The 18,421-nt window shown below is 72.0% G+C and carries 16 protein-coding genes and 4 pseudogenes; 8 read left to right on the top strand and 12 right to left on the bottom strand.

Annotation, left to right across the window (positions count from 1 at the left end):
- The first annotated feature begins 52 nt into the window (after positions 1–52).
- Positions 53–1,348, top strand: a complete 1,296-nt coding sequence (locus ACH45E_RS05760; protein ID WP_361444429.1) for a helix-turn-helix domain-containing protein — start codon at positions 53–55, stop codon at positions 1,346–1,348.
- The gene (locus tag ACH45E_RS05755) at positions 1,345–1,950 is read left to right on the top strand and encodes a TetR/AcrR family transcriptional regulator (protein WP_361444432.1); all 606 of its coding nucleotides are present in this window, start codon (positions 1,345–1,347) and stop codon (positions 1,948–1,950) included. Before ACH45E_RS05760 ends, ACH45E_RS05755 begins: the two co-directional genes overlap by 4 nt.
- 214 nt (positions 1,951–2,164) lie before the next feature.
- On the opposite strand, the pseudogene ACH45E_RS05750 reads toward ACH45E_RS05755, so the two are convergent.
- Both ACH45E_RS05750 and ACH45E_RS05745 read right to left on the bottom strand, forming a co-directional pair.
- Positions 2,165–2,596: pseudogene (locus ACH45E_RS05750) on the bottom strand (sigma-70 family RNA polymerase sigma factor); the annotation flags it as partial.
- 726 nt (positions 2,597–3,322) lie between these two features.
- Positions 3,323–3,529: pseudogene (locus ACH45E_RS05745) on the bottom strand (arginase family protein); the annotation flags it as partial.
- A gap of 344 nt (positions 3,530–3,873) precedes the next feature.
- On the opposite strand from ACH45E_RS05745, the pseudogene ACH45E_RS05740 reads away from it, so the two are divergent.
- Positions 3,874–4,107 (top strand): annotated as a pseudogene (locus ACH45E_RS05740) (sugar ABC transporter permease); the annotation flags it as partial.
- On the opposite strand, the gene ACH45E_RS05735 reads toward ACH45E_RS05740, so the two are convergent.
- A complete protein-coding gene (locus tag ACH45E_RS05735; protein WP_399040214.1) occupies positions 4,107–4,400 on the bottom strand; it encodes an IS3 family transposase in 294 nt (97 codons plus the stop codon). The pseudogene ACH45E_RS05740 and the gene ACH45E_RS05735 overlap by 1 nt on opposite strands.
- 9 nt (positions 4,401–4,409) lie before the next feature.
- On the opposite strand from ACH45E_RS05735, the pseudogene ACH45E_RS05730 reads away from it, so the two are divergent.
- Positions 4,410–4,544 (top strand): annotated as a pseudogene (locus tag ACH45E_RS05730) (alcohol dehydrogenase); the annotation flags it as partial.
- A gap of 8 nt (positions 4,545–4,552) precedes the next feature.
- Here the strand turns inward: ACH45E_RS05730 and ACH45E_RS05725 are convergent.
- The 3 genes from ACH45E_RS05725 to ACH45E_RS05715 form a co-directional block, all read right to left on the bottom strand.
- Positions 4,553–4,966 (bottom strand): cytidine deaminase, encoded by a 414-nt coding sequence (locus ACH45E_RS05725; protein WP_361444435.1) that lies wholly within the window; start codon positions 4,964–4,966, stop codon positions 4,553–4,555.
- Positions 4,967–5,322: 356 nt separating this feature from the next.
- Entirely contained in the window at positions 5,323–7,713 is a 2,391-nt protein-coding gene (locus tag ACH45E_RS05720) for a glycoside hydrolase family 44 protein (RefSeq protein WP_361444438.1), read from the bottom strand.
- Positions 7,714–7,960: 247 nt separating this feature from the next.
- Positions 7,961–8,377, bottom strand: a complete 417-nt coding sequence (locus tag ACH45E_RS05715) for a hypothetical protein (protein ID WP_361444441.1) — start codon at positions 8,375–8,377, stop codon at positions 7,961–7,963.
- 112 nt (positions 8,378–8,489) lie between these two features.
- Between ACH45E_RS05715 and ACH45E_RS05710 the strand changes: the two genes are divergently transcribed.
- Together ACH45E_RS05710 and ACH45E_RS05705 are read left to right on the top strand one after the other, a co-directional pair.
- Positions 8,490–8,843, top strand: coding sequence for a hypothetical protein (locus ACH45E_RS05710; protein WP_361444444.1), 354 nt, complete (start codon positions 8,490–8,492; stop codon positions 8,841–8,843).
- Positions 8,844–9,293: 450 nt separating this feature from the next.
- Positions 9,294–10,955, top strand: coding sequence for a BTAD domain-containing putative transcriptional regulator (locus ACH45E_RS05705; protein ID WP_361444447.1), 1,662 nt, complete (start codon positions 9,294–9,296; stop codon positions 10,953–10,955).
- Between the two features lie 13 nt (positions 10,956–10,968).
- Here the strand turns inward: ACH45E_RS05705 and ACH45E_RS05700 are convergent, their stop codons facing one another.
- Genes ACH45E_RS05700 through ACH45E_RS05675 form a run of 6 tightly spaced genes read right to left on the bottom strand, consistent with a single transcriptional unit; the run spans position 10,969 to position 17,571 of the window.
- The gene (locus ACH45E_RS05700) at positions 10,969–11,520 is read right to left on the bottom strand and encodes a GAF domain-containing protein (protein WP_361444450.1); all 552 of its coding nucleotides are present in this window, start codon (positions 11,518–11,520) and stop codon (positions 10,969–10,971) included.
- An 8-nt stretch (positions 11,521–11,528) separates the two neighbouring features.
- The gene (locus tag ACH45E_RS05695; protein ID WP_361444453.1) at positions 11,529–12,374 is read right to left on the bottom strand and encodes a S8 family serine peptidase; all 846 of its coding nucleotides are present in this window, start codon (positions 12,372–12,374) and stop codon (positions 11,529–11,531) included.
- Positions 12,371–15,442: an adenylate/guanylate cyclase domain-containing protein gene (locus ACH45E_RS05690; RefSeq protein WP_361444456.1), complete on the bottom strand. Its 3,072-nt coding sequence runs from the start codon at positions 15,440–15,442 to the stop codon at positions 12,371–12,373. Before ACH45E_RS05690 ends, ACH45E_RS05695 begins: the two co-directional genes overlap by 4 nt.
- Before the next feature lie 56 nt (positions 15,443–15,498).
- Positions 15,499–15,720 (bottom strand): aroma-sacti cluster domain-containing protein, encoded by a 222-nt coding sequence (locus ACH45E_RS05685; RefSeq protein ID WP_361444459.1) that lies wholly within the window; start codon positions 15,718–15,720, stop codon positions 15,499–15,501.
- Between the two features lies 1 nt (position 15,721).
- Positions 15,722–16,471 (bottom strand): iron-containing redox enzyme family protein, encoded by a 750-nt coding sequence (locus ACH45E_RS05680; protein ID WP_361444462.1) that lies wholly within the window; start codon positions 16,469–16,471, stop codon positions 15,722–15,724.
- Positions 16,468–17,571 (bottom strand): radical SAM protein, encoded by a 1,104-nt coding sequence (locus ACH45E_RS05675; RefSeq protein ID WP_361444465.1) that lies wholly within the window; start codon positions 17,569–17,571, stop codon positions 16,468–16,470. The genes ACH45E_RS05680 and ACH45E_RS05675 overlap by 4 nt, the downstream gene beginning before the upstream one ends.
- A gap of 295 nt (positions 17,572–17,866) precedes the next feature.
- Between ACH45E_RS05675 and ACH45E_RS05670 the strand changes: the two genes are divergently transcribed.
- Together ACH45E_RS05670 and ACH45E_RS05665 are read left to right on the top strand one after the other, a co-directional pair.
- Positions 17,867–18,082, top strand: coding sequence for a hypothetical protein (locus ACH45E_RS05670; RefSeq protein WP_361444468.1), 216 nt, complete (start codon positions 17,867–17,869; stop codon positions 18,080–18,082).
- A 12-nt stretch (positions 18,083–18,094) separates the two neighbouring features.
- Positions 18,095–18,307: a hypothetical protein gene (locus ACH45E_RS05665; RefSeq protein WP_361444471.1), complete on the top strand. Its 213-nt coding sequence runs from the start codon at positions 18,095–18,097 to the stop codon at positions 18,305–18,307.
- Positions 18,308–18,421 lie beyond the last annotated feature (114 nt).

Here is an 18,421-nt window from a genome sequence, read left to right as displayed (position 1 = left end):
CTCACCCCGGGCCTGTTGACGGAGCACGAGGCGGACGGCGACGATCGGCGCCATGCCTCGCGGTCCCGCCCTGGGCACCCCCCAGCTCTCCGAACCGCTCCGCCGGGAGCGGCGGCGGATCCTGCACGCCGTCCACGACCGGGTCGAGGAGGTGGCGGAGGCCGCCGTCGAGGTGATGCGCGCGGAGATCCCGTCGTACGCGCTACAGGACGAGCGGTTCTTCGAAGAGGTGCGGGAACAGGTGCTCGAGCACTACCGGATGCAGTTGGCGGCGCTCGCGGGCGACCGCGACATCGCCGCCGAAGACCTGGTCTTCAGCCGGGCGGCAGCCATGCGCCGAGCACGCGCGGGGTTCGCCCTGGAGGACTGGATCAGTGCCTTCCGGGTCGGCCGGCAGGTGTTGTGGGACGCGCTGCTGGACTGCGCGGGCACATCCGCCGAGGCCCAGCAGGCCGCGCTGTCCCTCGTCACCCCGTTGATGCGGTACGTCGACTACGCCAGCACCCATGCCGCGCAGGCGTACGTCGAGTACCAGCAGCATGTGGTGGCGGACGCGGACCGGGAGCGCCGGGATCTCCTCGATCAGCTGCTGGCAGGCGTGGCACCGGCGCACGGTCCGCTGTTCGCCGCGGCACAGGCGTACGGGATCGGACCGCGCTCGCCGATGATGGCGGTCGTGGCGGTCTGCGTCGGCGACACGCGCACGGGCGACCACACCTCGGCCGAGCACGGGTATGCCACCAGCGCGTCGATCAGCGTCGCCGGGCCCTGGGCCGGCCGGACCCTGGTCGTCGTACGCCACGGCGAGGTGGTGGCCGTGCCCGTGCTGCGGGCCGGAATGGACGCGGACGACGTGTGCGCCCACTTCGAGGCCGTGCAGGAACGGCTCGCGCGGAAGGGCACCCTGCTCTGTATGGGCATCAGCACGATCGCCCGCGGCGCGTCAGAGCTGCCGCGCGCGTACGAGGAGGCGCGGGCCGCCCTCGACCTGGTGCCGGGCGGCGGCGGGGTGGCGGCGCTGCCGCGGCTGTCCCCGTTCGACTACCTGGCGCTGCGCGCCGACGACCTCGCCCGCCAGCTGGTCGATCCCCGGGTGCGGGCGCTGCTGGAGGAGGACCGCAGACGTGGCGACACGCTGGCGGCCACCATACGGGCCTTCGCGGAGGCGGACCTCAACCTGCGGCTGGCCGCCGACCGGTTGAGGGTGCACCACAACACGGCGCACTACCGGTTGCGCCGGATCGAGGAACGCACCGGACGCAATCCGCGCCGGATCGCCGACCTCCTGGAACTACTGGTCGCCCTCGCCATCCGCGACGGCGCCGGGGAAGGCGAGGATCGCCAGTGAGCCAGATCGTGCCGGAGGGGCATACCGGGCAGGGGCGTACGGTCCGGCGTGCGCTGCTGGACGCCGCCCTGGAGGTGTTCACCGAGCGCGGTTACACCGACGCCGGTCTCACCGAGGTCGCGGCGCGCTCCGGCGTCCCGGTGGGCAGTCTCTTCCAGCACTACGGCGGAAAGCGCGGGCTTTACCTCGCGTTGTGGGAGGAGTTCCGGGAGGAGCAGGAACGCCGGACAGCGGCGACGGTGACCGCCGAACGCAACCGTGGCGTGGACGACCCCGTCGCCCTCTTCGTGGCGGGGGCCAGGGCGTATCTGGGGGGCGCCTGGGACAACCGGAGGCTCGCCAGGCTCCTCGCGGAGGACGACGGGCCGGCCGGCTTCGACGCGCTGCGCCGCCAGTGGGACCGCGCGTGGGTACGGCGCAACGCCCGGCTGCTGGAGGTGGACGAGCGGCAACGCGCCGGCCGGGTCCGGGTGAGCGTACTGACCACCGTCATCGGAGGGGCGGCGCGCGAGCTGGGCGACTGCGGGGACGAGACGGAGGCCCGGGAGATCGTGGAAGAGGTGTGCGGCATCCTGATCCATCTGTCGGCACAGCCCGGCTGACCTCGCCCCACGCTGCCGTGATGACATCGCAGGCCATTGGTGAGATGTAGACCACATTTCAGGAGTGGATGTCACACTCCGGGCGTCTGGCCGCCTCTGAGTTCGGAACGCAACCGCGACGAGAGGCCCTGCGATGTCCGACACTCCGCCAGACCTGTTGGCGAACAGGTGTTCCACGACCACCGGGAGCTGCTGTTCTCCATCGTCTACAACATGCTCGGCAGCGTTGCCGACACGGATGGGCGAGCTGGCGTATCGCCGAAGGACTGCGGCCGAGGATCTTCGCGGTCTCGGTGTGGGCATAGCCGAACACCTCGTGCAGGACGAAAACCGCGCGTTCCAGCGGAGTGAGGGTTTCCAGGACCACCAGCAGCGCCATCGACACCGATTCGGAGCGCACCGCCGCATCAGCGGCGTCGGCGGGGGCGGGAGTGTCCGTGAGGGGGCTGACGAGCGGTTCAGGCAGCCATGGCCCGATGTAGGCCTCACGGCGGCGGCTGAGGGCGGCCTGGTGGGAGAGGGCCCGGTTCACCGCGATCCGCACCAGATAGGCGCGCGGGCTGTCGATCCGCTCCGCGTTCGGCGCCTGGCTCCTGGACGTCCACGACAGCCATGTCTCCTGCAGCACGTCCTCAGCGCCCGCGAGCACGTCCACGCCCGACGCCCCCGGTACGAACCCGACCCGCAGGTCCGGCAGCGGGTGACCGAACGGTTTCTGGCCGCCGCGCTCGGCGGTGACCTGGAAGCCCTCCTGCAGATCCTGGCGCCGGAGGTGACCCTGTGGGGTGACGGCGGAGGCAAGGCCGCGGGAGGTCTGCGGCCGCTCCACGGCCGGGAGAAGGTCGCCCGCCTGCTCGCCGCCGTCGCCCCCCACACTGAAGCCGTCGTACGGATCGGCCGGGGCGGCCGGGGAAGGCATCTGGACCCGGGTCGGCACCGCCGTCTCCGTCCGGCCGCGGATCGTGTGGATCGGCACCGCGCTCATCCTCGGCGCCATGGCGATCGGGGCGTTCGGGCTCAAGGCCGACGGGCTGTCCGGCAAGGACCAGTTCACCGACAGGCCGCAGTCGTCCGTCGGCGAGGAGACCCAGTCCAGGCACTTCCCGGCCGGGTCGGGTGACCCGGTCTACGTGGTGGCCAGGAGCGCCTCGGCAGAGCGGGTGAAGGCCGCGCTGTCCGGCGTTCCGGGAGTCGCCGCCGTCTCGACGCCGATGATCAAGGATGGCGAGGCCTTCATGCTCGGGGAGCTCAAGGACGATCCCAGCAGCACGGCCGCGATGCGCACCGTCGAGCGGGCCAGAAGCGCGGTCCACGGAATCGCGGGTGCGGATGCCCACGGTGGTGCTGTCGTTCGGCGCGGCCCTCGGCGTGACACCGGGAAGTCTCCGGCCCGCACGTGTGTTTCGATGCGGTCGGCGAGCTTGCGGGTGTACGCGGCGATGGCCTGCGCGTGGAAAACCCCGTCTCCCTCCTTCCAGTCCCCGCGGTCGTAGCGGGGCGGCACGACCACTCCCCCTTCGTCCGCACGGAGCCGCGCCGGCAGCCGCTGCTCACGCAGGGCACCGGCCAGCTTGTAGCACTTCTTACCCCTCACAGCACTTGGTTCGCATGCGAGGCTGGGCGTCCTCGTCGCCCGCCCGCCGCTGGTCCGGATCGCCGAGGCCCACCAGCGTTCCACGGCGCAGGTACTGATCCTCACCGCTTGGGATCCCACCACCCCCTGGTGCAGGAGAAGCACCTTGCACGGTCTCGAACTCGTCGTTGTCCTGGGCGTGGCCGTACTGGCGGGTAACGCCCTTGGACAAGGCGTCAACATCGCCCCACCGATTCTTCTGCTGGTGACAGGTGTGGCCCTGGGGTTCATCCCGGAGGTGCATCGCCCACAGACGTGCCACCGTCGTCCGTCTCCGCGACCAGCGCCACATCAGCGTGATCCTCGGCCTCGGTCTCGCGATGCTGCTCGACCGCCGGATCGTCGGCCGCGGTCTGGCACGGACGATGCTCATAGCGCCGTTCCTCGTCATGCCGGTTACCGCGGCGCTGCTGTGGAAGCACGCCCTCTACAACCCCGACTACGGCCTGCTGAACGGCACCCTCAACGCCGTGTACCGCCTCTTCGGCGCGGAGAACGGCCCCACGATCGACTGGGTGTCCTCCTACCGTTGCCGAGACCGTAGTCGGGTCTGCCTGCGACGCAGCCGCACGCCTGCCAGGGTGATGCTCCGCATCACCCGCGCGATCCGCTTGTGGTTGACTCGCTCGCCGTCGTCGCGGAGTTCGGCGGTGATCCTGGGGACGCCATAGGTGCCGTCCGACTCGCGGTGCACTGCCCGTATCCGGGCGGTGAGGCGGGCATCGGCCGCCTGCCGGGCGGCCCGGTCCGCGGCCGTCCGGCGCCAGTAGTAGAAGCGGGAGCGGGCGATGCCCAGGATGGTGCACAGCCGCTTCACGCCGTAGCGGCGGTGGAACTGTTCGCGACCGGGGTGCTCGATCCGCAGGTGTTCATCAGCCACCGGTTGCCGCTGACGGAATACCCGCAGGCACTGGGGCAGTTCGCGGCAGGCCAGGGACGCAGGATCGTCGTGCTGCCCTGACCTTCGGTCTACCCGGCGTCGAGCTGGTGGTCGGCCCAGACGTAGCTTTCGGGCAGCAGGTCGGTGATGCGGACGGTTCGGATGCGCTCGCCCTGACCGACGATGACCTCGAGGGCGGGAAAGTAGTCGAGGAGGGCCTGACGGCACCGGCCGCACGGGGGCACCACCCCTCGGTCGCGGTCGCCCACGGCGACGATCGTGTCCAGCTCGTAGGCGCCCTGGGCGGCCGCCGTGCCGATGAGGACCAGCTCGGCGCAGGGGCCTCCGGTGAAGTGGTAGGCGTTCACCGCGGTGACGATCCGGCCGTCCCGGGCGCGGGCCGCGGCTGCCATGGTGTGGTTGTCGCCCCGGCATCGAGTGCGCGCGACGTCTGCGGCGGCCTGGATGAGTTCGTGGTCGACATGGTGGGTCTGCGTGGACATCTTCGCTGCCTTCGTGAGGGGTCGGACGACGGTGCCCCGCAGTGACATTGCTGTGCAAGCGAATATCGGGTTCAGCCAAGAGTCGCCGGTCGACGTGTCGGCTGCCGGCCCTCGCGGGGCACGGCCGCCGACGGGTCGCGTGTGCAGGGGTGTTCAGGGGCGGTGAGCACCTGGTCGGTGGTGCCGTGCTCGACGACCCGTCCAACCCTGGTGCATCAAGATCAGCCACAACTGGTCGACACACCGGACCGGCGTCTGACGCTGCCCCAAGGTCACCCCGGATACCGGCTGCGGATCCTGCTCGGCGGCGCCGAAGGACCACACCTCACCCTCACGGCTCCGCCCGGGGGCGCGGGTCACCGCACGGCGTGCCTGCCGGGCGCGTGTCCGACCGCCGCCGCGACGCGTGCCGCCGCCGCGGTGCCGGGGGCGGTGCAGGACTTGCCGTTCAGGGTGAAGTCCTTGGGTACGGCGTTGGTCCCCGTGTAGGCGCCGTTGAAGCCGACGCCGACGGAGGCACCGGTTCCCAGGGCGGCGTTCCAGCCGGCGTCCTTGACGGTCACCGCGGTGCCGCTCTGGCTCCAGGTGCCGTTCCAGCCCTGGGTGACCTTCTGGTTGCCGGGGAACGTGAAGCCGAGCTGCCAGCCGTTGAGGGCGGTGCCTTTGTTGGTGACCGTGACGGTGGCGGTGAAGCCGGTGCCCCAGTCGTTGATCACCTTGTAGTCGACCGTGCAGGCGGTGGCCGGGGCGGCAGCCGTGGTCACCCGCAGCGCGGGCGACGGCGGGGAACTGCGGCCGGCGGTGTCCCTGGCCACGACCCGGAAGGTGTAGGCGGTGGACGGTGACAGGCCGGTGACGGTGGCCGACGTGGCCGGTGCGTCGACCGTGGCGACCGGCGCGGTGGTGGCCGGGTCGCCGGAGTACACCTGGTAGCTCGCCACCGGGGAGGAACCGGCGGTGGAGGCCGTCCAGTTCAGCGTCGCCCGGTCCGAGCCGACGGAGGTGGCGGTCGGGGTGCCGGGGGCGGAGGGCCCAGTGGCCGTGGAGGACCCGGCGGGCAGCACGTACTCGGTGATGGAGTACGCGGGGAAGGTGGCGGTGAAGGCGCCGCCGGACACCGGCTGGTCGGCCAGGTGCTTGATCGCGGTGGTGTCGTCCTGACCGTAGCGGTAGACCTGTGCGGCCGAGGCCGGTGCGGTACGGCCGGTCACCGACACCGGCGCGGTGAGGTCGCCGGTGGTCTTGTTCACGACGATCATCGTCAGCGCGTGGTCGGAGCTGCGTTCCGCCGCGTACACGGCGAGCTTGTCCTGGTCGGCGCTGGCCGCGTGCACCGAGGTGTCACCGAAGGAGCTGCCGTTGCCGTCGTAGTTCCGGTACATCCGGAAGGCGAAGGCCCCGGGGTCGGTGGACTTGGGCGGGTCCCAAAGGGTGGCCAGGTCCAGGCCCTCCCGCCCGAAGATACCGAGCACGTCGGCCTGGGCGAGCCCACCGTCGATCTTGTCCAGCGCGCCCCAGTTGTACTCGGTGATGGCGAGCTTGGTGCCGGGGTAGTCGGCGTCGACGAGGGAGCGCATCCGCGGGATGAACTGGACGGCCTGGTTGATCCAGCTCTCGTCCACGTAGGTCGGGTCCCACAGCTGCCGGGTGGAGCGCAGCCGCAGCGCCTGGGTCGCGGCGTCGTCGCTGCCGCCGAACACCCCTGACTGCTGCGGGTAGATGTGCTCGTCGAAGTAGTCGAGGATGCGGCGGCCGTGGGCCTGCTCGTACGCCTTCATCTGCTGCAGGTACCAGGGGGCGAACTGGACGCCGCCGTGGGCGGCCCGGTCCGGCGGGTTGGACCAGCAGTCGCCGCCCTGCTCGCTGCAGTTCTTCTGGTCGAGGCCCGAGTAGACCAGGGAGTTGAAGCCCCAGCCGACGGGGCCCAGGGTCTGCGCGGCCGGATCGGCGTCCTTGATGGCGGCCGCGGTGGCGTACGTCGTGTCGCGGATCTCGTCATAGCCGGGTCCGGCCGGGTGCACGTCCCGATGGGTGCTCCACCACAGGTCGGGTTCGTTGTCGAGGTTGTAGAACCGCACCCCGCCGCCGTTCGCGGTGCCGTAGGTCCTGTCCAGGTACTGCACCCAGCCCTTGGTGAAGTCGGCGCCGATGGCGGTGCTGGTGTCGGCCGGGTCGTTGCCGGTCACCTTCGTGCCGTCGGTCTTCACACCGTTGCCGCAGTCGGGCCGCCACTGGGCGTCGCTGCCCTGCTGGGCCCCGTACTTGGCGATGCCGAAGCCGCAGGCGCTGTTGCGGGCCGCGGTCGTCCAGCCGGACATCGGCACGGTCATGACGGTGTCGGTGCCGGTGCGGCGGTTCTGCTCGACGAACTTGTCGGCCTCCGAGCCGTCCGGCAGCTTCGAGGTGTCGTTGTCGTAGTACAGGTTCTCGAAGTACCAGTCGGCGCCCGCGTTGTAGGCGTCGAGCTTGTAGTTGTAGCGGGTCGTGGCGTTGCCGCCCCACCGGCGGACCGGCAGCCGCAGCTCGGCGGCCAGGGACTCGTCGGCGAAGTTCATGCCGTAGATGTGCGGATCGATGGCGCGGCGGCCGGTGGTGGCGTCGATGCCGAGCGCGGGGCCGTCGGCGGCCGCAGCGGCTCGCGGCGCCGCGACGGGAGAAGCGGTGGCCACGGCGGGCACGGCCGCCGGGCCGGCTCCGGCCGTCAGCAGGACCACGGCCGCGAGCGCGGCTCTCGAAGTCGTGCGCATGATCACCTTCCCTGCGGCCGCGCGGCGAGGGCCCTGACCGCCCGGGCGGGCGGTGCCGCACGACCTGGACGTGGGGGACGACGGAGGGGTGCGCGGAGCAGGCGTGCGTGTGCGGTGGGGGGAGCCGGGACGCGGGAGCGCACCCCACATGGGAGCGCTCCCACAGCCTCACATGTTCAGCGACCCTCGATGCGGTGTCAACCTTCCGGACACAAGCCGTCGGGACATGGCTGTTGCGGACGGCGGCTCAGGACGCGGCGGCGAGGCGCGAGGCGAGGTCCCGGCCGGCGGCCTTGCAGGCGGGCGGGAAGGTGAGCTTCAGGCCCTGCTCCTGCCCCTCGACGGTGAGTACCGTCCGCACTCCCAGGCCGAGCAGTGCCCTGCCCGCCGGGGCGGCGGAGATCAGCTCGCGCGGCAGGGCGACGAGCAGCTTGCCGGGCCGGCCCGTGGAGGTCTTCGCGTCGAAGAACAGCGGACGCCGGCCGGTGGGCGCCCAGTACATGGGACGCGGCTGCACCGTGGCGATGACCGTCCCCGCGGTCAGGACGCCGACCAGCGCGGTGGTCATGACCCGACGCTTCGCAGAGACGGAGCCGACCTTGGCCAGAGAGGTGAGTTCGACCTGCTCGCCCTCGGTGAGCAGGGGCGCGACGGACTGCTGCATCTGAACAAAGCCTTGACCACGAGTTGGCAAGATCGGTCGTGACACTTGTCATGCGCAGCAGGGGACGGCGGACACTGTGGGCCCAAGTGCCGTCGCCTGTACGGTTCTTCGCATGCCAAAGAGCGACGGGGACAACCCGCAGAAGACCGATGTCAAGGTCAGCCTCCTCGGCGGTCACCGCCTGGACGGAGCCACGCTCCATGAGCGGACCATCACCGCATCCCTCATCGGCGGCGCCGACGTCGACCTCACGGACATCGACATCCCCGACGGCGCCGAACTTCGCATCACCAAGCTGAGCCTGATCGGCGGAGTCAGCCTCAAGGTCCGCCCCGAGGTCCGGGTGGAGGTACGCGGGCTGCGCCTGGGCGGCGTGAAGGACGACGGGCCGAGCGAGCCGGGCGGCCCGACCGTCCGGATCGACGCCTGGGGCCTCGTCGGCGGCGTCACCGTACACCGCGCATAGTCACATCGACGGGGGCGCGCTCGTACAGGCCGCCGATTCGCGCCGCTGTCGCAAGTTGTGCCGGGGTCGCACACGTCGGGGGTTCTGGCAGCGGGCCGTCCGGAGCGGGGCATGGACCGGTTGCCGGTGGGAATCGCCCGAGCGGACCACCGCGGCGGTCCGTGACCGGCTCATGAGAATGCTTCGTTCCGATGCGGACAAAGCGGTCGGGGAGCCAGTCATCCGGCAGTGCCGCGCACGACGGGCCGAACGTGGACCGGCACTTCGCGAGTCCGCAGTCGCACGGCTGCAAAGCGGCCGTACGGTCGCGCCGTCCACGGTACGGCCGTGCGCGTCCGGTGAAGGCGGTGAACAGCAGGAACTTGCTGGCCGACCCCCCATGCGCGGTACAAGTAGTTGTGGCAATGTCGACACATGAGTCGTTTGGTCACTGCATTCGGGGAATTATGCGTGCGGGACGACAGGGGCGCCCCGGCCGATCTCGGCGGGCCGAAACCACGTCTGCTGCTGGCTCTGTTCGTGAGCCGGGCCAACACGGTGTTCCCGGTCGATGGTCTGATCGACGCCCTCTGGTGCGGCCGGCCACCGCGGACCGCACGGAAGAACCTCCAGGTCTACGTGTCCCGGCTGCGCCGGGTCCTGGGTGACCGCCTGGCCCACACCCTGGGCGGGTACGTACTGCGGCTCGATCCGTCGGACTGCGACCTGCTGCGGTTCGAGCAACTGGCCAGGACCGGCAGGCAGCGAACCCGGGACGGGCAGACCGAGGCGGCGCTCGACGCGCTCGTCGAGGCCCTCGAACTCTGGCAGTGCAGGCCGCTGGCGGAGTTCGGTGACGTGCCGCATCTGACCGCGGCGGTCGACCGGCTCCAGGAGATGTTCCTGTCGGTTCTGGAGGAATGGGCGGAGTTGGAGGGTGACCGCGGTGGCCACCGGCTCGTGCTCGACCGGCTCCAGGAACACATCGCGTTCCATCCGCTGCGGGAGCGGCTGGCCGCAGCGTGGATCAAGGCGCTTGCGGCCACCGGCCGGCACAGTGAGGCGGCGGCCTACTTCGACACGGTCCGGCGGGCGCTGGCACGGGAGTTGGGGGTGGCGCCGGGGCCCGCGCTGACCGTGCTGCACCGTCGATTGCTGGAGACGACCGCTGTCGGGCGTCACCCCGGGCCGGGCAACCAACTACCGCGTGACTTACCGGACTTCGTCGGGCGGGCCGACGAGGTGCAGCGCGCGCTCGCGTACTTCCGCGCGCGCCGGGACGGCGGTGTCATCGTCGTGTCCGGTCCGGTGGGAGTCGGCAAGTCCGCGTTCGCCGTCCACGTGGCACACCTGCTCGCGGACTCCTTCCCCGACGGCCTGATCCTGGCCGAACTCGGCAACCGCTCGCTGGGCTCGGTTCTGCGGGCACTGCTGGACAGCGTCGGTCTGCCCGGGACGCACAACGTCGCCCAGGCCCTGGCCCGGTGGCGTTCCTGGGTGGCGGGCCGGCGGATCCTGCTGGTACTGGACGATGCGGTGGGGCAGCAGACGGTACTGGCGTTGCTGCCCGGCTCCGGGGCCAGCTGCACCCTCGTGACCAGCCGGTACCGGCTCAGCGGTCTGGAAGCGGTGACCCGGGTCGAACTCCCGCCGTTCGAGGAGGCGGAGGCGACCGAACTGCTCGGCCGGATCATCGGTTTCGGCCGGGTGATGACCGATCAGCCATCCGCGCGGCGCATAGTCCGCTGCTGCGAGGGGCTGCCGCTGGCAGTCCGGATCACCGCCGCGAAGCTCGACTCACTACGCCATGTCCGGCTGGCCGACTACGCCGACCGGCTCTGCGGCGCATCCTCCCTGCTGGACGAGATGGCGGTGGGCGAACTGGTGCTGCGTGAGCGGTACGAAGCGTTCTGGCGGGACCTGCCGCAGCCGCAGCGGGTGGCCTACCGGAGGCTGGCCGCGCTCACGCCTCCCTTTCGGTACGACCAGGTGATCGCCGAGGTGGAGGAGTTGCACGAGTGCAGTCTGTTGATGCCGCCCGCCGGGGAGGTCAGCGCCCACATGGCCGCCTACGGGATGTCGGGGTTCGCCTATGAGTTCGGGCGTCGGGTCACATCTCCCAAATTGTCATGATCATGGCCGATCTTCAGCGCGGCCTGCTGCGCAGGAAGTCACGGAAGGCGTCCATGATCTGCTCATCCGTGGTGTCCCAGGCCGGGGCACCGCCGCGGAGCGCCGGGCCGCCCGCGACCCGCAGCGCGAGGGCCGCCTGACCGGCGAAGAGCGACAACAGGTCCAGGTCGCCCAGATCCGCACGGGACCGGGGCGTCGGATCGAGCACTTCCAGGACGCCGAGCACCCGCTGATCCGACAGCAGGGGCGCGGCCATGAGCGCGTCCGGAACGTAGCCCGTGGACTCCGCGAGGTCGCGGGCGAAGGTCCGGGTGTTCGCCAGGTCGTCGGCGATCATCGCCTGGCCGGACGAGGCGACCCAGCCGGCGATGCCGCGGTGCGCCGGGAAGCGGGTGCCGACGAGGAGGTCCTCGCCCTCTCCGGACACGGCCTGGAAGACCAGTTCGCCGGCGGCGTCGTCCAGCAGGAACACAGAACTCGCGGCTGCGCCGAAGATGGCCCTGGCCACGTCGACCACGGACTGCAGCAGCGCACGGGTGTCGTCGGAGGGAAGGGATGGGGACACCGCGGACCTCACTTCTGCGTTCGGGACGGGGGATCGGCGGGACCGGCCGACCGGACGTTCGCCGCTGTCAGATAGAGCACCGTCTTGAGCTGGAAGACGGTCAGCCCCGGATGCTTGGCAAGGATCAGCGCGCACAGCCCCGCGATCCGCGGAGTGGCGAAGCTGTTGCCCGTCGTCCGGGTGACGCAGTTGTCCAGCCAGGCCACGCGCACGTCCTGGCCCTTCGCGTAGAACTCCACCGGAGGACGCGGGTTGTACAGGTGCAGACCGGGATCGCCCTCCTGGTGGCTCCCGACGGACACCACGGAGCAGAACCGCCAAGGGAAGCTGACAACGGGGCTGTTGTGCGCCGACGCGACGATGGCGGACCGCCGGAAGTACGCCTCGTCGGCCAGTTCGTGCAGTTCCCGGACGAACCTGGTGTGCGTGGTCGACAGACTCATGTTGATCACGTCGAACTCCTGCTCCACCGCCCAGCGCAGACCGGCCAGCAGGAAGTCTCCGGTGCCCGTGAAGTTCTCGCCGAGCACCCGCACGCTGTGCAGCTCGCACTCCGGAGCGACTTCTCGGACGATTCCCGCGCAGGCGGTGCCGTGGCCGCACAGGTCACCGGTGTCGGTCGGCCGGATCCGGGGTCGGCCGTCGTCCCCCTCGACGACCATGTGCGCCGACGCGACGCGCCCCACCATGAGATGGTTCCGCTCCACCCCGCTGTCGACGATGCACACCCGTACACCACGGCCCGTGGACCCGCCCCACGCCCATTCGGGTGTGACGGGCCCCAGGGCCACCGCCGGCACCTGGATGTCGTCCGGCCGCAGGTCCCGCAGCCCCCAGCTCAGCGCGTTCGTCACTGGCTGCCTCCGTCCGCCGCCGCGTGATCCCGTGGTACGCCCTGCCCGGCCGCCTCGCCCGCCTGTACGGCGAGTTGCAGGGCGGCCGCTCGTCCCATGGTGTGGCCCTTCGTCTGGAAGAGGCGGCCGGCGCGATCGGCGGTGTGCCGGGCGGCTGCCGGCCGTCCCGCCTTCAGGTGGACGTGCGCCAGGTCGAGCCGGGCGGTCGCGCGACTGATCGGGGAGTCCGTGGTGTCCGCCACCTCGACTGCCCGGCGAGCCAGGGCCAGCGCGGTCCCGGCATCACCGCTCAGGGCCGCGGCCAGGGCACGGACACCGTAGTCGTCCGCCGCGTCCGCCGGGGGGAGATCGGCGGCTTCGGCGTCGGCCAGGGCGGAGCCGGGGTGCCGCCCGCGCGCGATCACGACCCGGGCGAGGTCCCGGCAGGCGGCGGCGAGGAGCACCGGGCCGCCCGCCGTACGGAACGTCGCGACGGCCTGCCGCAGCAGCGACTCCGCCCTCCCCGCCGACCCGGCCAGTACCTCCACCCCGGCGGCGAAGAGCGGTGCGAACCCGGCCACTTCCGCGTAGCCGAGCCTCGCGGCGAACCGCTCCGCGGTCACCAGACAGGTACGGGCTTCGTCGGCCCGGCCGCACAGGGCGAGCAGGTTCGCCAGCGGGTAGTTCAGGGTGACGACCGCGATGGGGTTGCCCGGACCGTGCTGGGCGAGAAGCGCGCGGCAGCGGTCTATCGCCTCGTCCGCCGGGGTCGGTCCGTGCCACAGGGAGATGCCGAGCGCGCCGAGCGCCATGGCCCGCTCCGGGGCGGCTCCGGCGGCCACCGCGTGGTCCAGCGCGACGGCGAGCAGATCACTCGCCGCGCGATGCCGTCCGGCGAACTGCTGCTCCTGCGCCAGCCGTACATGGGCGCGCGCCAGGCCAAGCCGGTCGTCGCAGTCCTGGAAGACCTCCAGCCCGGCGCGCGCCGCGTCGGCGGCCGTCCCCGGCGAGGCGTCGGGGGCCAGGGAGGCGAGTTGCAGCCGCGCATGGGCGTGGGCGAGCCGGTCGCCGGCCGCGGAGGCGGCGTCCAGCACTTTGCCGAGCAGGGCACCGCCCTCGTCGGTGCGGCCCAGGGCCAGCCAGGTCTCCCCCAGGCCCTGTGCGGCGTGCCTCCACCGCTCTTCGCCGGGAGCGCAGTGGTCGAGGGCGCGGGCGTGCAGCTCCGCCGACCAGGACAGGTCGGCGCGGGCGAGCGCGTGCCGGCCCGCGCGGATGAGTGCCTCGGCTGCCCGCTCACGGAGTTCTTCGGTGTGTTCGCCACGCCGCCCGAGGTCGCGCCGGTGCAGATGGGCCAGTTCGAGATGGTGGGCGGCAAGGGCCGCACCGGCGCCAGGCAGTGCCGCCAACCGCTCGTGCCAGACCGCGCGTTGCCACTTGCTCAGGCCGCGGTAGGTGACGTCACGGAGCAGGCCGGAGCTGAACTGGTAGGTCGCCGGAGCTCCTGGCACGGGTTCGGCCAGGCCGCGCCGTACGAGGTCGCGCAGCGCGTCGCCAGGGTGGGCGCACCACCGCCCCGTGTCCAGGGGGCTGTTCTCGGGAATCTCGTCGAGGAGCCACCGGACCTCCGCCTCGCCGAACCGGCGGCCGATCACCGCGCCCGCGTCGAGAACCGCGCGTTCCTCCCCCGGCAGGACGTCGAGCCGGGCGGCGAGAACGGCGGTGACGGTCACCGGCAGGTCGCCGGGGTCGGCGCCGTCCTCCACCATGCTCAGCAGCTGTTCCAGGTGCAGCGGGTTGCCTTCGGCACGTCGCACCACGGCCTCCAGCAGGCTGTCCTCGGGTCCGGTGGTGGCCAGGGCGGCGGCCAGGCGCCAGGCGTCCGGGCCGGCCAGCGGACCGAGGCGGATCTCGTCGGCCGCGACGCGCGGCTCGTCCTCGCCGGAGCGCTGTGAGCAGACCAGCAGCACCGGCACGCCGGACAGTGCGTCCCCCAACCGTGCTACGACTTCGAGCAGTTGCGGACGTGCCCACTGCAACTCGTCCAGTACGAGCGCGACGGGCCCCGTCGCGGCCAGCCCGCTGAGCACCGTGGCGACGGCGGCCCACGTCGCCTCCGCCGACGGGCTGGGCGTTCCGTCCGCCAGCAGCCCACCCCGCAGCACCTCGTAGGCGGCCTCGTCCGGTTCCCCGGCACCGGCCGGCGCTCCTGGCCCGGCGGACGGGGACGCGTGACGGGTGCGCGCGGTGCGCAGCACGTCCCGGATCGCGTCCGCGAGGGGTGTGAGGCTGGCCTGGTCACGGTAGGAGTGGCAGCGGCCGGCGCCGACGGCCGAGCCCTGGGCCGGCAGGGTCGCGATCCACTCCCGCAGCAGCCGGGTCTTGCCGATCCCCGCGTCGCCCGTGACCCGGACCACGCGGCCGGTGCCCTCGGCCGAGGCGGCGGCCCAGGCCGCCGCCAGCCGGCCGTACTCCCTCGCGCGCCCGACGAAGGGAGTGCCGGAGCGCGCCGCGCCGCGTGGGTGGTCCTCGGCGGTCAGGCCGAGCAGACGGAAGGCGTCGACCGGTTCGCGCTTGCCCTTGAGGGTCAGCGCCCCCACCGGTTCGACGACCGCGGTGGCTCCCAGGAGGGTCCGGGTGGCGGGCCCGATGAGGATGTGCCCCGGGCCCGCGGCCTGTTCGAGCCGGGCGGCGACATTGACCACCTCACCGGAGACCACCGTGCCCGCCGCGATGTCCCCCGAGGTCACGGCCTCTCCGCTGTTCACACCGATGCGGACCGCGAGGGTGCTGCCGAATTCCCGTTCGAGCTCGGTGTTGAGCTCGCCCAGCGCGGCCATCATGTCCAGAGCCGCGGACGCCGCCCGGCGCGCGTCGTCCTCGTGCACGTGCGGCACGCCGAACACCGCCATCACGGCGTCCCCCACGAACTTCTCCACCGTCCCGCCGTGCGACTCGATTCCGGTCCGCATCGTGTCGAAGTAGCGCAGCACCACGGAGCGCAGCGTCTCCGGATCCAGCGATCCGGACAGTTCGGTGGAACCGACCAGGTCGCAGAAGAGCGCGGTGATCACCTTGCGTTGCTGCCGCATGGGCCGTCCCCCTCGCTGGTCGCCGTCCGACCCGCACGGCAGGTCGTGCGGGCTGCTCAGAACAGCGCCGCACCCGCGACGACGGTGTGCGCCTGCACTTCCGGCTCCACGGCGTCCAGCCGTGCCTTGAGGTCCAGGATCAGCTCGAGTTCCTCCGGGGTGAGTGCCCCGAAGACGGCGCGTTGTTGTCCGGTGAAGGCATGGACGGGGAAGCCGGCCTCCTCCAGTGCCCGCAGGATGTGTTCCGCGTCGCGGTCGGGTTCGGGGGCGGACGCCATGTCACGTGTCCTCTCGGTCGGGGTGACCGGTCCTGTCGGTCGTGGTGCTCACCGCGTCCAGTACGTCGACGAGCGCCCCCACGGTGTGCAGTGCGCTCAGCCTGACCGCTGCCCGTACCTGCGGCGGCGCGGTGATGCCGTCGAGGGTCGCGAGGACCGCGGCACTGTGTCCGCCGTCGACCTCGGCGTGCACTCGCAGCGTCTCGAAGGCGGCCGCGGGCAGACCGGTGCGGTCGGCCAGCAGGGGTATCAGCGGCGGTGCGGGGGCGTTGAGTTCCAGCACCGCCACATAGCCGAGCAGACACAGCGGGTGGAAGTGGCTGACCCAGTAGTACTGGGCGCCGACCATGCGGGCCACTTCCGGTGACGGCGGCCGGGCCAGCTCTCGTCGCGGCTGGAGACCGGCGGCCGCCATGTCCCGCAGCAGCCACGTGTCGTGGTGCCGCTCGCGTGCGATGTGCCGGGACAGGTAGTGGCCGAGCGGCTCCGACGCCGGATCGGCCGGGTCTGCGCGGCGGCAGTGGTCCAGGGCCAGTTCCATCAGCGGCACGGAGGCCCGGATGACCGTGTGCATCGTGACGAGGTAGCGCAGGTAGCGTTCCCGCAGGTGCCGGGGGTGCCACAATCGGGCCGCGCTGCTGCGGAGGGTGGGCGTCACCAGGCCGAGGACTACGCGCAGTTCCTCTCCCACGGGCACCTCGGCCCGCTGCGGACCGCCTGCGCCGACAGCGCGTTCGGGAGCTGCCGTCACGGCGTGCGCTCCCGCCCGGAGCACCCGCTGTGGCTCTGGTGCCGCTCGGGGTCGACGAGGTGGGCGTGGCGTGCTTGGCCGTGCCGGGCGACGAGCGCCGCGGGGCCGCCCGCCTCGCCGGCGCGCACCGCGGCAGCCTGCAGCAGCTCCCCGGCCGGGCCGCCGCCCGAACGCTGTGCCCAGCGCCGCGCGGAGTCCGAGTCGTCGAGGTGGTGGCAGGTACCGCAGTAGCCGTCCGGGGCCACGCCCGCGCGGGTGGCGATGTGCACGGGGCCGACCGTGCGGATCATCCGCAGCAGCGGACGGGTCCGCGACTGCTCGTGCACGGTCCGCCAGGCCGTCGTACGGACGTCACCCAGATTCAGATGGGCTGGGCGGACCCGGCGGTCCGCCACGTCCTGGTTGCAGCAGGCGGTGATGGTGCCCTCGACCGTCACGACCGGCCATGCGGCCATGTCGCAGGGGGCTGCCGCCCATGGGTCCGGTCCGGCCGGCGTCAGGGGGCGGGGCGTCAGTCTGCTGCCCCGTCCCACCGGACGGACCTGTCCGACCAGCATCGGGACGTCGGTCCCGAAGCGGCTGAGTACCTCGGCGCAGACCTCGTCCGGGTACGGATCGGCCGGAGCGTTTCCCAGGAGGTGCAGGCTCACGGCGACACCGGTGCCGAGCAGGGCGTCGAGGGCGGAGAACACGTCCCGGCGCGGGACATGCCGCTCGTGGTACGCGTCGAGGCTGAGCGAGAAGTGGTCGACGGCGCGCGCGACCCGGCGTACGGCGGGCGGCAGTTGACCGCCGATGGCGAAGAACCCGCCGGAGAGCACCGCCGTCCGTGTCCCCGAGGCACGGGCGGACTCGGCCGCCGCGACCACCAGGTCCGGCCGGACCAAGGGCTCGCCGCCGGTCAGCATCAGCACCTCGGGATGGCAGTCGGGCGCGAACGTGCCAAGGAATCGCAGCAGTTGGGCGCCGTCGAGGTCGCGGCCCCGGCGGGTGGCCGCCGTGGAGCAGTGGCCACAGCTCAGCGGGCAGCGCTCGGTGACGGTGACCAGCAGTCCCGCGCCGATCTTCTGGCGCAGCGACATCAGTTCGGCCAGCCGCATGCCCGCCCCCTCTCGGTGAGGCCGTGGTCGGCGCGGTTGTCGGTGACCAGCCCGAGTGTCGGGCCTCTGCCTGCGAAGCGGTTTACAAACGGTATATGCCCAGGTCAGAGGCGCGTTGCCGGGAGCCGGGGCGGTCGGCGCGGGGCCGGGCGGGGGTGGCCGCGGTCCGCCATGAGCGCCAGGAGCTGCCTTTTCACCGTCCGCAAACCGCTCTTGTGGCGGTGGTTCCTACCGTTCTGGGCGAGCCGGGCCGGAGCGGACCGGCCCGTGCCGCGCGACGGAGGGAGAAGAGCCCATGGCGGAAGCGGACAAGGTACCCGAGCAGAGCGAGGACGACACCGCCAAGGTCGACAAGGCCGCCGAGGTGGCCCGGGCGGCGGAGGTGGCCGCCCACTCGCTCGCCGATGCCGTGCTGCAGTTGCAGCGGCTCGACCCCGAGAAGGAAGCGGCCGGCGGCATCGTACCGCCGGCCGACAGTGGCGGTTCCTGCCACAACATCAGCTGCTTCTAGAGAGGTGACGCCATGTCCGAGGAGATCCGCCCCGACGCCGAACCCCCCGAGGTCGAGCCCATCGAAGCCGAGGCCGCCGAGCCCGACGGCGATGTGGAGGCGCACCTCGCGGCCGGCCAGGACGCCGTCCTGGGCCTGCAGAAGCTGAGTCCGGAGAAGGAGGCCTCCATCATCAGCGATCCGGCGGGAAGCGGGGGCTCCTGCCACAACATCAGCTGCTTCTGACGGCTGACGAACGCACGATCAGGACGTTCGGCCGGGTACGGGGCGCACACTCCCCGGCCCGGCCGGACGGGGCGTCACCATGCTCCGGTCTCGGCAGAAGGGATGTGCGTTATG

Origin of the sequence: Streptomyces sp. NPDC020299 (assembly GCF_044387825.1) — a bacterium.
Taxonomy (GTDB): Bacteria; Actinomycetota; Actinomycetes; order Streptomycetales; family Streptomycetaceae; genus Streptomyces.
This window is presented reverse-complemented; position numbering and strand designations above follow the sequence as displayed.

What these genes read in the sequence shown, in the direction of transcription:
- ACH45E_RS05670 (WP_361444468.1), top strand. Translation starts at nt 17,867, where the DNA reads ATGGCGGAAGCGGACAAGGTACCCGAGCAGAGCGAGGACGACACCGCC.
- ACH45E_RS05675 (WP_361444465.1), bottom strand. Translation starts at nt 17,571, where the DNA reads ATGCGGCTGGCCGAACTGATGTCGCTGCGCCAGAAGATCGGCGCGGGA.
- ACH45E_RS05690 (WP_361444456.1), bottom strand. Translation starts at nt 15,442, where the DNA reads ATGCGGCAGCAACGCAAGGTGATCACCGCGCTCTTCTGCGACCTGGTC.
- ACH45E_RS05720 (WP_361444438.1), bottom strand. Translation starts at nt 7,713, where the DNA reads ATGCGCACGACTTCGAGAGCCGCGCTCGCGGCCGTGGTCCTGCTGACG.
- ACH45E_RS05665 (WP_361444471.1), top strand. Translation starts at nt 18,095, where the DNA reads ATGTCCGAGGAGATCCGCCCCGACGCCGAACCCCCCGAGGTCGAGCCC.
- ACH45E_RS05710 (WP_361444444.1), top strand. Translation starts at nt 8,490, where the DNA reads ATGCCAAAGAGCGACGGGGACAACCCGCAGAAGACCGATGTCAAGGTC.
- ACH45E_RS05760 (WP_361444429.1), top strand. Translation starts at nt 53, where the DNA reads ATGCCTCGCGGTCCCGCCCTGGGCACCCCCCAGCTCTCCGAACCGCTC.
- ACH45E_RS05715 (WP_361444441.1), bottom strand. Translation starts at nt 8,377, where the DNA reads ATGCAGCAGTCCGTCGCGCCCCTGCTCACCGAGGGCGAGCAGGTCGAA.
- ACH45E_RS05725 (WP_361444435.1), bottom strand. Translation starts at nt 4,966, where the DNA reads ATGTCCACGCAGACCCACCATGTCGACCACGAACTCATCCAGGCCGCC.
- ACH45E_RS05685 (WP_361444459.1), bottom strand. Translation starts at nt 15,720, where the DNA reads ATGGCGTCCGCCCCCGAACCCGACCGCGACGCGGAACACATCCTGCGG.